This is a genomic window from Skermanella stibiiresistens SB22 (genome assembly GCF_000576635.1).
Classification (GTDB): domain Bacteria; phylum Pseudomonadota; class Alphaproteobacteria; order Azospirillales; family Azospirillaceae; genus Skermanella; species Skermanella stibiiresistens.
In genome coordinates this window covers 124,638-137,590 of sequence record NZ_AVFL01000020.1, presented here as the reverse complement: position 1 = coordinate 137,590, position 12,953 = coordinate 124,638, and the positions used below count along the sequence as shown (strand labels likewise).

Genomic DNA, 12,953 nt, shown 5'->3' with positions numbered 1-12,953 from the left:
ACGAGTGCGAAACCGCGATAGCGGGCTGGCGGGTGCCGGCCTGAGCGCTTGGTGGAGTTTACGCCCGCACCGGGAAGGATCCGGTCTCGTCCCACCGCCAGTTCGGGGAGGCCGCCTCGATGCGGGTGCCGCCTACCCAGCGTTCCGGTGGTTTCAGGGAGAGCCAATCAACCTCGCCGGCGAGGACGGCCCGCCCCGCCGCCGTTATCTCCAGCCGCCGCTGGGGCCAATTCAGTCCAGCGGTGTCATCCGTGACTTCGAACACGGGCCGCGTGACGCGGGTCATGGCTTCGACAATGGCGAGGAACATGATATCGCCCAGGAATGGAAGCGGATCCAGTTCCCGCGTGAGGCGTTGGAAGATGCCGCCGATCGTCGAGCTTTCCGCCTGGATCAGTCGAAGCGTCAGGCGTTCCGTCAGCGAGAGGCCGTCGCGGGTCGACGGCAGTTCCGCGAGATGCCGCCGGATCGCCCGCGGCAGGTCTGGCAGTCCCGCGGCGCCCGACGCGGCGGCGGCGAGATCGCGGGGATCGGGTTGGCGCAACGCCGCCCAAACCCGGTGGCCGACGGCGAGATCACCGCGGTCCACGGCACGCCTCGACGCCCATAGCATCCGAATCGCCTCGGCGGGTAGCTGACCAAGCCCGATGAAACGCTCCGAGCCAGGAAAATGGTTGATGGAGACGAGTTCCAGCACGGCGGGTGCGCCCGCTTCGGCGAAGTGGCTCAAGCAGCGCGCGAGGATCAATTGGTCATAGCTGTCGTGTTCGAACCACAGCACGACCCGCTGGTGATCCATGGCGGCCCGCGCCAAACCCTCCTCCTCGGTCCTCAGCTTGTCGATCACTCCCGCTTCGGACAAGCCAAGCGCCGGGCCATAGGCATCCAGGATGAACCGCGCGCGGATGCCAGGGAGATCGGTGGCGTGGGGCACCGGCCCCTGGCAATAGGGGTTTGAATACTCGAGGAACTCGCCGACGAAGCCCGCGTCGCGCAAGGTCGTCCTGATGTCGGAGCCGCATCGGATGTGCAGCGTTCCAACGTCGCCGTCGGGCGCGGGTGCGCCTTCGTCGATGGCGCGCCGCGCGCGGTCCAATCCAGCGGCATGGGCCTTGAGCGCCGGCCAACTGGCACCGCCGAGTTCACGCGCGATGACGAACTGGGCGTCGGCCAGGCACACCCTGTCCGCCGTGGCGCCGGATCGATGGGCTCGAAGGCGCGTGACGGCGTCGGGCTCTCCAGCCCGCAGATCACGGCAAAGCTCCTTAGCCCGCTTCTTCTGATGTTCGAGGTTGAGGCGAAACGGCGATGGGCGCCGCTCGGACAGATCGGTCATCGCGATCCCTTTTCATCCATGTCCGTGTCCGCCGACAGACAGAAAAGGGAGGTTGAGGACGACCTCGGGCTCCGTGATCGTGGGCGCTGCCCTTTCCGCGGACATGGAGGGTCCGATCGACCCCGCAGGCAGGATCGCGGGGTCGATCGGTCATGTCAAGGGTACCGCTCAGACGCGGATCACCTTGCCGGGGTTCATGATGTTCTTTGGGTCCAGCGCCTGCTTGACCATCCGCATGACGCTGACCGCCTCACCGTGTTCGGCCGGGAGGAAGTGCATCTTGCCATAGCCGACGCCGTGCTCACCGGTGCAGGTGCCGCCCATGGCCAATGCCCGCATGACCATGCGCTCGTTCAACTCGGCGGCCTCCTCCAGCTCGGCCGGGTTGGCGGGATCGACCAGGTAGACGAGGTGGAAGTTGCCGTCGCCGACATGGCCGACCAATGGGGCGGTCAGGCTGGACGCCGCGATGTCGGCCTTGGTCTCGACGATGCACTCGGCGAGGCGTGAGATTGGAACGCAGACATCGGTCGCCCAGCCCTTGGAGCCCGGGCGCAGCGCGAGCGCCGCGTAGTAGGCCTCATGGCGGGCCTGCCACAGGCGCGAGCGGTCCTCGGCCTTGGCCGCCCACTGGAAATCGGTGCCGCCGAACTCCGCCGCGATGGCGGAGACCATCTCGGCCTGCTCGGTGACGCCGGCCTCGGTCCCGTGGAACTCGAAGAACAGGGTCGGCGCCACGGCGTAGTCGAGCTTGCTGTGAGCCACGACGGCGCGCATCTGGACCTCGTCCAGCAACTCGATCCGGGCAACGGGAATGCCGGACTGGATCGTCGTGATGACTGTGTCGACCGCGTCCTTGATCGTCGGGAAGGGGCAGACCGCCGCGGAGATCGCCTCCGGGATGCCATAGAGGCGCAACGTCACCTCGGTGATGACGCCAAGCGTCCCCTCCGCTCCCACGAACAGGCGGGTCAGGTCGTAGCCGGCCGCCGATTTGCGGGCGCGTCCCCCGGTCTTGACGATCCGTCCATCGGCCATCACCACCGTCAGGCCCAGCACGTTTTCCCGCATGGTGCCATAGCGCACCGCGTTGGTGCCGCTGGCGCGGGTCGAGGCCATGCCCCCGAGCGAGGCGTCGGCGCCGGGGTCGATCGGGAAGAACAGCCCGGTGTCGCGCAGGTGCTCGTTGAGTTGCTTGCGGGTGACGCCGGCTTGGACCGTGACGTCCAAATCCTCGGGACTGACCCGAAGTACCGCGTTCATGCCGGACAGGTCGATGCAGACGCCGCCGTGCAAGGCCGCCACGCCGCCTTCCAGCGAGGTGCCGGTGCCGAACGGAATGACGGGCGTGTCGTGGCGGGCGCAGGCGGCGACGACCGCGGCGACCTCCTCCGTGCTCTGGACGAAGGCCACGGCGTCGGGCGGAACGACGGGGTGGTAGGACTCGTCCTTGCCGTGATGCTCGCGGACGGCGGCGGAGGTGCTCAGGCGGTCGCCCAGCAAGCCGCGAAGTTCCTCGATCAGGGCTTCGGCGGCGGGGGCACGGGCCTGCACGGCATGGGCGGTCATGGCGCTTTCCTCAAGCTGGCGTTTTACCGCAGGTTAAGCGAGGAGCGGGGCCGCCGCAAGGCCGTGTGGTGATACCAGTCATGCGGGATTTCCGTGTCGCCGACCGGCGTTGAAGGCATGAGGTCAGGAGCCCGGCTTCAAGCTTTCGTAATAGCCGGCCAGCGCCTCGATCTCGGCGTCGGTCAGCGGCTTGGCGACGACGTTCATCATCTCGCTCTTGCGGGCGCCGCTGCGGAACGCCTCCAGCTGCTGGACCATGTAGAGCGATTTCTGGCCGGCGAGGTTGGGGAATATCGGGGATGTCCCGATACCGTTGCGGCCGTGGCAGGTGACGCAGGTGCCAAGCTTGGGAACGTCGGCGCCTTGGGCGTGGACGGCTAGGGGGAACAGCGCGATGGCGGCGGCCAGCGCGGGCAGGGACAAATTCATGAAGTCACCGGAAGGGATTTCGGAAAAGCCCGGAGCGCGGGCGGCGCGCTCCGGGGTGGCATGGTTTTGACGTGGGATTGGTCTTCACTGGCCCGTGTAGGAGATACGGTAGATGGCGCCGGCGGTGTCGTCCGACACCAGCAGCGAGCCATCGAGGTATTGCTGCACGTCGACCGGCCGTCCCAAGTACTCGCCGGTCTTGTCGTCGAGCCAGCCTGAGGCGAACACCTCGGTGCCGGCCGCCTTGCCGTCCGGACCGACCTTGGTGAACATGACGCGGGCGCCGACAGGGGTGGTGCGGTTCCACGAGCCGTGCTGGGCGCTGAAGATGCCGCCCTTGTACTGCGCCGGGAACATCTGGCCGGTGTAGAAGGTCATTCCCAGATCGGCCGCGTGGGCGTCCATCTCGACCTCGGGGAAGACGACGTCGGCGGGGGCCTCGTCCTTCGCCCAGTCCTCCGTCCGGACCTTGCCGCCGCCGTACCAGGGATGGCCGAAGTTCTGGCCGGCCTGGGTGACGCGGTTCAACTCGCCCGGCGGGGTGTCATCGCCCATGCCGTCAACCTGGTTGTCGGTGAACCACAGCATCTTGTCCGCCGGGTTGAACGCCACGCCGACCGAGTTGCGGATGCCCATGGCGTAGGTTTCCTGCCCCGTGCCGTCTCGGTTCATCCGCTGGATGGTACCGTAGGGCTCCGTCTTCGGGCCCTTCTCGTGCGGCCAGACGTTGTAGGGCTGGCCCAGGGACACATAGAGCTTGTTGTCCGGACCGATCGCGCAGACGCGGGCACCGTGGTTGAAGTGCTCCTCCTCCTTCGGCAGGAAGTGGTCCTTGACGACGGCGACCGCGACATCCGGCCCCTCGTAGAAGAACTCGGCGGCGGGGAAGGCCAGCAGCCTATTGTGCTCGGCGACGTGCAGGATGCCATCCGGGCTCATGCACATGCCGTTGGGAACCTTGAAGTTGACGCTGGGAGCGAAGCGCTTGACCTCCTCGCCGCGGCGGTCCTTGTCGCGGTCGGTCACCGCCCAGACATCCGTCTTGCGGGTGCCGACGAAGACGGTGCCGACATTGCGGCCGATCGCCATGTGCCGGGCGTCGGGAACGATCGCGTAGACGTCGATCTTGAAGCCGGGGGGAAGCTTGACCTTCTCCAGGTTCTTCCGAAGCTGCGCCAGCATCGTCGGATCCTGGGGCACGGTCTTGAGCGTCAGGTCAGTGCCGGTGGCGCGGAAATCCTGCAGGCTCTTGAGATTCTCCTGCGCCAGGGCTGGTGGTGCAACGAGACAGGTTCCAAGCAGAAGGCAGCCGAGAAAAGTCCTCAAACCAGGCATGGTCTTATCCTCCCGATCGTTTCACCTGGAACCTCTTGCGGGCTCCATGGAGCACTTGATATGTACTCCGAACAATACTTGGAACAGAGCCAAGCCGGCCTGCGCTCAAGTGGTAGTACCAGGGGTATCCGATCGCCGACGGCCCGTGTCCGCCTTGCCGAAGCCGCCACCGCCAGGCGTCTCGATCACCATCACGTCGTCGCGGCGCATCTCGACCTTCTCGGTCGGACCCAGAACACGGGTCGAACCGTCGGCACCCTCGACTCGGGCGAGCCCCAGCGCGCCGCTTTCCCCACCCTCCAGCCCGAAGGGTGGGATGATCCTATGGTTGGACAGGATGGCGGCGGTCATCGGTTCCAGGAAACGCATGCGCCGGACGGTGCCGTCGCCGCCGCGGTGCCTGCCACCGCCGCCCGAACCCTTCCGGATGCGGAACGATTCCAGCAGGACCGGGAAGCGCCATTCCAGCACTTCGGGATCGGTCAGCCTGGAGTTGGTCATGTGGGTGTGGACCGCGTCGGTGCCGTCGAAGTCCGGTCCGGCGCCGGCCCCGCCGCAGATCGTCTCGTAATATTGGTAACGCTCGTCGCCGAACGTGAAGTTGTTCATGGTGCCCTGGGAGGCGGCCAGCACGCCCAGCGCCCCGTACAGCGCGTCGGTGACGCATTGCGACGTCTCGACATTGCCGGCGACCACGGCGGCCGGATATTTCGGCGCCAGCATCGAGCCCTTGGGGATGATGATGCGCAGCGGCTTGAGGCAGCCGTCGTTCATCGGGATGTCGTCGTCCACCAGGGTGCGGAAGACGTATAGCACGGCGGCGCGGCAAACGGCGGAGGGCGCGTTGAAGTTGTCGTCCAGCTGCGGACTGGTGCCGGTGAAGTCGATCACGGCGGACCGTTCCGCCCGGTTGATCGAGATGGCGACGTGGATCTCGGCTCCGTTGTCGAGCTTCTGGACGAAGGCGCCATCCTTGAGGACGCCCAGCACGCGCCGGACCTGTTCCTCGGCGTTATCCTGGACGTGGCCCATGTAGGCGGTCACCGTGTCGAGCCCGAAATGATCGACCATGCGGCGGAGTTCCTGGACGCCCTTCTCGTTGGCGGCCAGTTGGGCCTTGAGATCGCCGATGTTCTGGACCGTGTTGCGGACGGGATGCTGGCCAGAGGTCAGGAGCAGGATCAGGGCATCCTCTTGGAAGACTCCGCCCTCGACCAGCGCGAAGTTGTCGATCAGCACGCCTTCGTCGGCGATCACGCGGCTGTCCGGCGGCATCGAGCCGGGGGTGATGCCGCCGATGTCGGCGTGGTGGCCGCGCGAGGCGACGTAGAACAGCACGTCGCGGCCCGCACCCTGGCCGGCATCGTCGAACACCGGGGTGACGACGGTGATGTCGGGCAGGTGGGTTCCGCCATTATAGGGATCGTTGAGCATGAAGACGTCGCCCGGCTTCATGGTGCCGGCGCGGCGGCGGATGATGGCGCGGACGCTCTCGCCCATCGAACCGAGATGGACCGGCATGTGGGGCGCGTTGGCGATCAAGCCGCCCTCCGCGTCGAACAGCGCGCAGGAGAAGTCCAGCCTCTCCTTGATGTTGACCGAGTAGGCGGTGTTCTCCAGCGTCACGCCCATCTGTTCCGCGATCGACATGAACAGGTTGTTGAAGACCTCCAGCATGACGGGATCGACCTGTGTCCCGACGGCGACGCGCGACGGCAGGGCCTGCACCCGCGCCATGACGAGGTGGTCCAGGTTGGTGACCTCGGCCCGCCAGCCGGGCTCGACGATCGTGGTGGCGTTGGTCTCGCGCAGGATCGCCGGCCCGTCGATCGTGTCGCCAGGGCGGAGGGTGGCGCGGTCGAACACGGGAGTGCCGTGGATGTCGGCCAACGGTTCCAGCGGCGCGGTCTGCGGCTCGGACGGCACTTCCGGGTCGTCGACCGTCGCGGTGGAGCCGATCACCTCGACCGACACAGCCTCGACCACCAGCGGCTTGCCGGCCATGGTGAAGCCGTAGCGCTGCCGGTGGGCGGTCTCGAACTCGTAGACGATGGTTTCGATCTCGCCGAAATCGACGGTCAGCGCGGTGTCGGTGCCCTGATACTTCAAGTGGACGGTCCTGACCGCCTGGATGTCGGCGTCTCCCAGGTTCTGGAGCGCCAATTCGCGGCGGCCATCGGCTTCCAGCTCCTCGAAGGTGGCGGCGAGGTCCGGGATCAGGGTTGGGGTCAATTCCGCCTCGACCGCCCGCTCGCGGATCGTCACCGTGTCGGCCAAGCCCATGCCATAGGCGGACAGGACGCCGGCGTGGGGATGGATGAAGACCCGCCTCATGCCCAGGGCGTCGGCGACGAGGCAGGCGTGCTGGCCGCCGGCGCCGCCGAAGCAGGTCAGGGTATAGGCGGTCACGTCGTAGCCGCGCTGGACCGAGATCTGCTTGATCGCGTTGGCCATGTTCTCGATCGCGATCCGTAGGAAGCCGTCGGCGACCTCCTCCGGAGTGCGGTCGATGCCGGTGGCCGTACGGATCTCTTCGGCCAGCGCCGCGAACTTACACCGCACGACCTCCGCGTCGAGCGGCTGGTCGGCGTTCGGCCCGAACACCCGGGGGAAGAAGTCGGGGTGGAGCTTGCCGAGCATGACGTTGCAGTCGGTCACGGTCAGCGGTCCGCCCCGCCGATAGCAGGCTGGTCCCGGATTGGCCCCGGCGCTTTCCGGGCCGACGCGGTACCGGCTGCCGTCGAACACGCAGATCGAGCCGCCGCCGGCCGCGACGGTGTGGATCCGCATCATGGGCGCCCGCATCCGTACGCCGGCCACCAGCGTTTCGGACGTCCGCTCGAATTCGCCGGCGTAATGCGACACGTCGGTCGAGGTGCCGCCCATGTCGAAGCCGATGATCCGGTCGAAACCCGCCATGGTGGAGGTGCGGACCGCGCCGACGATGCCGCCCGCCGGGCCGGACAGGATCGAATCCTTGCCCTGGAACAAGCGGGCGTCTGTCAACCCGCCGTTGGACTGCATGAACATCAGCCGCGTATCGCCCAGTTCAGCCGCGACCCGATCGACGTAGCGGCGAAGGATCGGCGACAGGTAGGCGTCGACCACCGTGGTGTCGCCCCGGCCGACCAGCTTCATCAGCGGGCTGACCTCGTGGCTGACCGAGACTTGGGTGAAGCCGATCGAACGGGCCAGATCCGCGATCTGGCGCTCATGTTCCGGATATCGGTAGCCATGGATCAGGACGATGGCGCAGGCGCGGATGCCGGCGTCGAACGCCCGCGTCATGCCGACCCTGGCATCGGCGAGATCGACTGGCATCAAGACTTGGCCGTCGGCGGTGACCCGCTCCGCCACCTCGACCACTTGGCCGTACAACTGCTCCGGCAGGATGATGTGGCGGGCGAAGATCTTGGGCCGCGCCTGATAGCCGATCCGCAAGGCGTCGGCGAAGCCGCGCGTCGTGACCAGCAGGGTGGCTTCGCCCTTGCGCTCCAGCAGGGCGTTGGTCGCGACCGTCGTGCCCATCTTGACCGCGTCGATCCGGTTGGCCGGGATCGCGGCGCCGGCGGGGATCTCCAACAGATCGCGTATCCCCTGGATCGCGGCGTCGGCGTAGCGTTCCGGATTGTCGGACAGCAGCTTGTGGGTGACGATGGCGCCATCTGGCCGCCGGGCCACCACATCGGTGAAGGTGCCGCCGCGATCGATCCAGAACTGCCACGTGTCCGTCATGCCCGAGGAACTCCCCACTTTTGCACCGCAACATTTATTCAAGCGTAACCGCTTGGAAACCGCCGGGTCCTTGAATAGTTCTATATGCCATGAAAGTCCTGTTCGTTTCGATGGCGGTCCTGTTGTTCCTGCTAACTGGCCCGATGCTGGTGGTGGCGATGGGGACCGTGACACTGGGGGGCAGCTGGTCCAGCGCCAGCCGAGCGTCCTCGAACCAAGCCCCCGATCCCGAAACGACGCCAGAGGCGGTCGTGCAGGTCTACGCGGCGCGCGCGTTCTCGTGGCGGGGCGCCTTCGGCATCCATCCCTGGTTCGCCGTGAAGCCGGCGGGGGCGTCGGGATATACGGTCTACGAGAAGATCGGCTGGCGCGTCATGCGGGGGATGCCGGCGATCTCGATCGCTCCCCGGACGCCGGACGCGTATTGGTTTGGCCAGAAGCCGACCATCCTGGCGCAACTCCGGGGACCGGAGGCGGAGGCCGCCATCGCCAAGATCGACGCCGCCGCGAAGGCCTATCCGTACAACGACACCTATCGGATCTGGCCCGGCCCAAACAGCAACACCTTCGCCGCCTTCGTCGGGCGGGCGGTGCCGGAACTGCGGCTCGACCTGCCATCCACCGCGATGGGCAAGGACTATCTGGCGCCCTGGAGCCTGTTCGCGCCCGCTCCCAGCGGAACCGGCTGGCAGATGTCGGTCCTTGGTTTGGCGGGGGTGCTGGTCGCGGTCGAGGAGGGGATCGAATTCAACGTCCTCGGCTTGACCATCGGCGTCGATCCGCTCGATCTGGCGGTCAAGCTGCCGGGCTTGGGCCGCCTGGGACCCGGTCCGGGCGCCGAGGTCGACGCGGAGATCCTGAAGCGCGGACAGGAAAGCCAGCCACCGAGCTGATCCGGTGGCTGGAGGGCGTGCTCAGGCTTGGCGGATCGCCCGCATGAAGTCGTCCACGTCCTGACGCAGCCGGCCCGATTGGTCGGCCAATTGGGTGGAGGTCCCGAGCAACTGGGTGGCGGTCGAGCCGGTCTCGGCCGCGGCGACCCGGACCGTCGTGATGGTCGATGACACTTCGCTCGAACCCTGGGCCGCGTGGTTGACGTTGCGGGCGATCTCCTGGGTGGCCGCCGCCTGCTCCTGGACGGCGGCGGCGATGCCTGACGAGATCTCGCTCATCCGCTTGATCGTCTCCGTTATGTTCTGGATCGTGGACACCGCCTCGTTGGTGGTGGTCTGGATGGCGGCGATCTGGCCGCCGATCTCCTCGGTCGCCCGCGCCGTCTGGTTGGCCAGCGACTTGACCTCCGACGCGACCACCGCGAAGCCCTTGCCGGCCTCGCCCGCGCGGGCGGCCTCGATCGTGGCGTTCAGGGCCAGCAGGTTGGTCTGGCTGGCGATCTGGTCGATCAGGGTGACGATCTCGCCGATCTTGCCGGCACCGACGCGCAGCTTATCGATCGCCTGATTGGTGTGGGCGGCCTCCTCCACCGCCTTCATGGCGATGTCGCTGGACTGGGACACCTGCCGGCCAATCTCGTCGACCGAATGGGACAGTTCCTCGGCCGCCGCCGCGACGGTCCGCACGCTGCCCGACGCCTGATCGGAGGCGTTGGCGACCACGTCGACCTGGGACGCGGTGTATTCCGCCGCGGTCGCCATGGAGGACGCCGCCCGCCGCAACTCGCCCGAGGCCGACGACAGCGTCTCCAGCGACTGGCCGACCTGGCGGTCGAACTCGGTGATCCGGGCTTCGATCGCGGTCCGGCGCCGTTCGCGCTGCTCGACCTGGGCCTTTTCCTCGGCGGTCAGGCGATCGGACTCGATCATCGAGTCCTTGAAGATCTGGAGCGCGCCCGACATCTCGCCGATCTCGTCGCCGCGGCCGGAGTAGGGGATGGCGACGGCCCGGTCGCCGCCGGCGAGGGCGATCATCGCGGCGGTGATGCGGTGGATCGCGCTGGAGATGCCGTTGCCGATCATCCAGGCGGCGGCGCAGCCGATCACCAGCCCGATGCCGCCGATGATCATGATCAGCGTCGCCATCGTGCTCATCAGGGCGCTGGTTTCCGCGCGCTGGTCGTCCTGACGCTGTTTACCCTGCGAGACCAGCGTTTCGAGGGATGCCGCGAGGGCGTCGCCACCCTGTTTCATGCCACCTTCCAGCAGGATCTCCAGCTGGGAGCCGATCTCCTGGGATTCCTGATAGATCCCGACATATTGGCGGATCTTGGCGACGACTTCCGGACCGCCCGAAATCGCCGCGGCGGCCCGGCTCTCAAAGGCCTTCAGGCCGGAGTTCAGCGTGGCGATCTTCTTGTCCACGTCGGCGCCCGACCCGGCGGCCGTCGCGGACAGCGACTTCTCGGCGATCAGCCTCACCTCGAGCACCCGTTGGAGGACGCGGCGGGCGAGGTCCATGACGGTGGTGTCGCTGCCCATGGCCGGGGTCGCGGCGGCGTCGAGCCTGCGGGTGACGTCCGAACCGATCTCGACCAGATCCTTGGCGACCAGGCCGACCTGACGGCGCTTGAGCGTGACGACCTGATCGAACGAGGCGACATACGCCTCGCCCATCTTCCGGACCTCGCGTGCGATGGCTTGTTCGGGTTGGCCTTCGTAAAGGGTCGCGATCCGGTCGATGTGCTCGTAGACCTCCTTCGCCGCCTCGGCGACACGGGGCACCAGCGCTTCGTTGCCGGTCTGGTTGTACTCGCGGACCAAGCGCTTCAACTCGATGAAGGACCGATCCACGATGGTGATCTCATCGAAGGTGGCGTCGCGGGCATCCATCTGGGCGAATTGGCCCGAGACTTGCGAGAACGCGAATACGGCGGCGGCCCCGACAAGGGCCAGGATCAGCAGCACGACGGAAAACCCGCCAAATACCTTGGCGCGGATCCCCATCCGCGATGATAGGCCGCCTCGAGTTGCCGTGGACGCGACTTCGCTGGACATGAATGTCCCTCCCGATTTCCTGATCTGGATCACTGGCCTGCCTTGGACCGGCGCTTATCTTTGGGGGAAGCTGTAAAATAAACTCTAATGGGCGCGTGAAATCGTCGCATTCAATTCTTGAAAAATGATCATAGGTACTTTGTCGGCGAAAACGCCTTTTGGCCTAGCCGGCTCAGGTGGGGCGGGCGGGCGCCGCTGGCTGGGGCGCCGGCCCGGTCGATTTCCCAGCCCTACTCCGTGAAGCCATTCCTACTTCTTGAAAAAAGCCTCGGCGCCGCTGCGATGGGCCTGCTTGGCGGCGATGGCGCCCTCGGCGCGTTCGATCTCGGTCCGCAACCCGGCGATGTAGTCCCGCAATTCGTCGATCGACATCACCGTCAGGTCCTTCTTGACGATGGGCTTCTTCGCCGGTTCCAGGTCTTCCATGTTCATTTCTCGTCCTTTCGCGTCGGAAATCAGGGTGCGTCACCCCCAAGTCCGCTTGTAACGACCTTCGCCTAGGGGTACATGTGCCAGTCTATCCCGCAATCGATCGAAGCCTTCAAGAGGAAGCCCATGGCCTCCGCACTGCCGCACACCATGACCGCGATCGAGATCTCCGCCCCCGGCGGTCCCGACGTGCTGCGACCGACAACCCGTCCGGTTCCCCAGCCCGGCCCCGGCGAGGTGCTGATCCGTGTCGAGGCCGCGGGCGTCAACCGCCCGGACGTCCTGCAGCGCCAGGGGGCCTATCCGCCGCCGCCGGGCGCCTCCGATCTTCCCGGCCTGGAAGTGGCCGGTGAGGTCGCCGCCCTTGGCGCCGACGTGACGGGGTTCTCGGTTGGCGACAAGGTCTGCGCCCTGGTGCCGGGTGGCGGTTACGCCGAGTATTGCGTGACGCCCTCTCCCCAGGTGCTGCCGATCCCCAAGGGTCTGAGCATGGTCGAGGCCGGTGGCGTGCCGGAGACGTTCTTCACCGTCTGGACCAACGTGTTCGACCGCGGACGTCTGGCCGACGGCGAGAGCCTGCTGATCCATGGCGGCTCCAGCGGCATCGGCACCACCGCGATCCAATTGGCCAAGGCGTTCGGCGCCAAGGTCTTCGCGACGGCGGGCAGCGCCGACAAGTGTGCCGCCTGCGAGCGGCTGGGCGCCGACCGCGGCATCAACTACAAGACCGAGGATTACGCCGAGGTCGTCAAGGAACTGACCGGCGGCAAGGGTGTCGACGTGGTTCTCGACATGGTCGGCGGTGATTATATCCAACGCGACATCGGCTGCATGGCCCCGGACGGACGGCACGTCAACATCGCCTTCCTGGGCGGTGCCAAGGTGACGCTGAACATGACCCCGGTGATGATCAAGCGGCTGACCTTGACCGGTTCGACGCTGCGCCCGCGCACGGTGGCCGACAAGGGCAAGATCGCGGACGCCCTGCGCGCCAAGGTCTGGCCGCTGATCGAGGCGGGCAAGGTCAAGCCGCTGATCCACCAGACCTTCCCCTTCAGGGAGGCGGCGGCGGCCCACGCCCTGATGGAGACCAGCAGTCACATCGGCAAGATCGTCCTGACGCTCGACGCCTGATCGGAACAGCCGGAAGCCGATTTCCTAGAACATCA

The 12,953-nt window shown here is 66.8% G+C and carries 9 protein-coding genes; 2 read left to right on the top strand and 7 right to left on the bottom strand.

The window, feature by feature from the left end; genetic code table 11:
* Positions 1-58: 58 nt before the first annotated feature.
* The 5 genes from N825_RS23830 to N825_RS23810 form a co-directional block, all read right to left on the bottom strand.
* Positions 59-1,336, bottom strand: coding sequence for a DUF1835 domain-containing protein (locus N825_RS23830; protein ID WP_051512867.1), 1,278 nt, complete (start codon positions 1,334-1,336; stop codon positions 59-61).
* 168 nt (positions 1,337-1,504) lie between these two features.
* On the bottom strand, positions 1,505-2,905 hold the full coding sequence (locus N825_RS23825) for an FAD-linked oxidase C-terminal domain-containing protein (RefSeq protein WP_037457682.1): 1,401 nt from the start codon (positions 2,903-2,905) through the stop codon (positions 1,505-1,507).
* A 123-nt stretch (positions 2,906-3,028) separates the two neighbouring features.
* On the bottom strand, positions 3,029-3,334 hold the full coding sequence (locus N825_RS23820; RefSeq protein ID WP_037457681.1) for a c-type cytochrome: 306 nt from the start codon (positions 3,332-3,334) through the stop codon (positions 3,029-3,031).
* 84 nt (positions 3,335-3,418) lie between these two features.
* A complete protein-coding gene (locus tag N825_RS23815; protein WP_037457679.1) occupies positions 3,419-4,669 on the bottom strand; it encodes a PQQ-dependent sugar dehydrogenase in 1,251 nt (416 codons plus the stop codon).
* A 105-nt stretch (positions 4,670-4,774) separates the two neighbouring features.
* On the bottom strand, positions 4,775-8,404 hold the full coding sequence (locus tag N825_RS23810; protein ID WP_051512865.1) for a hydantoinase B/oxoprolinase family protein: 3,630 nt from the start codon (positions 8,402-8,404) through the stop codon (positions 4,775-4,777).
* Between the two features lie 89 nt (positions 8,405-8,493).
* Here N825_RS23810 and N825_RS23805 point away from each other — a divergent pair, with 89 nt between their 5' ends.
* Positions 8,494-9,297 carry a DUF3750 domain-containing protein gene (locus tag N825_RS23805; protein ID WP_051512863.1) on the top strand — a complete coding sequence of 268 codons (804 nt, stop codon included), beginning with the start codon at positions 8,494-8,496 and terminating at the stop codon, positions 9,295-9,297.
* A gap of 21 nt (positions 9,298-9,318) precedes the next feature.
* On the opposite strand, the gene N825_RS36835 is transcribed toward N825_RS23805, so the two are convergent.
* Complete coding sequence (locus N825_RS36835; RefSeq protein ID WP_084165010.1) at positions 9,319-11,355, bottom strand: methyl-accepting chemotaxis protein; 2,037 nt, start codon at positions 11,353-11,355, stop codon at positions 9,319-9,321.
* A 249-nt stretch (positions 11,356-11,604) separates the two neighbouring features.
* Positions 11,605-11,787 (bottom strand): DUF1192 domain-containing protein, encoded by a 183-nt coding sequence (locus N825_RS23795; RefSeq protein ID WP_037457677.1) that lies wholly within the window; start codon positions 11,785-11,787, stop codon positions 11,605-11,607.
* 123 nt (positions 11,788-11,910) lie between these two features.
* Here N825_RS23795 and N825_RS23790 point away from each other — a divergent pair, with 123 nt between their 5' ends.
* Entirely contained in the window at positions 11,911-12,918 is a 1,008-nt protein-coding gene (locus N825_RS23790) for an NAD(P)H-quinone oxidoreductase (protein WP_157619507.1), read from the top strand.
* Positions 12,919-12,953 lie beyond the last annotated feature (35 nt).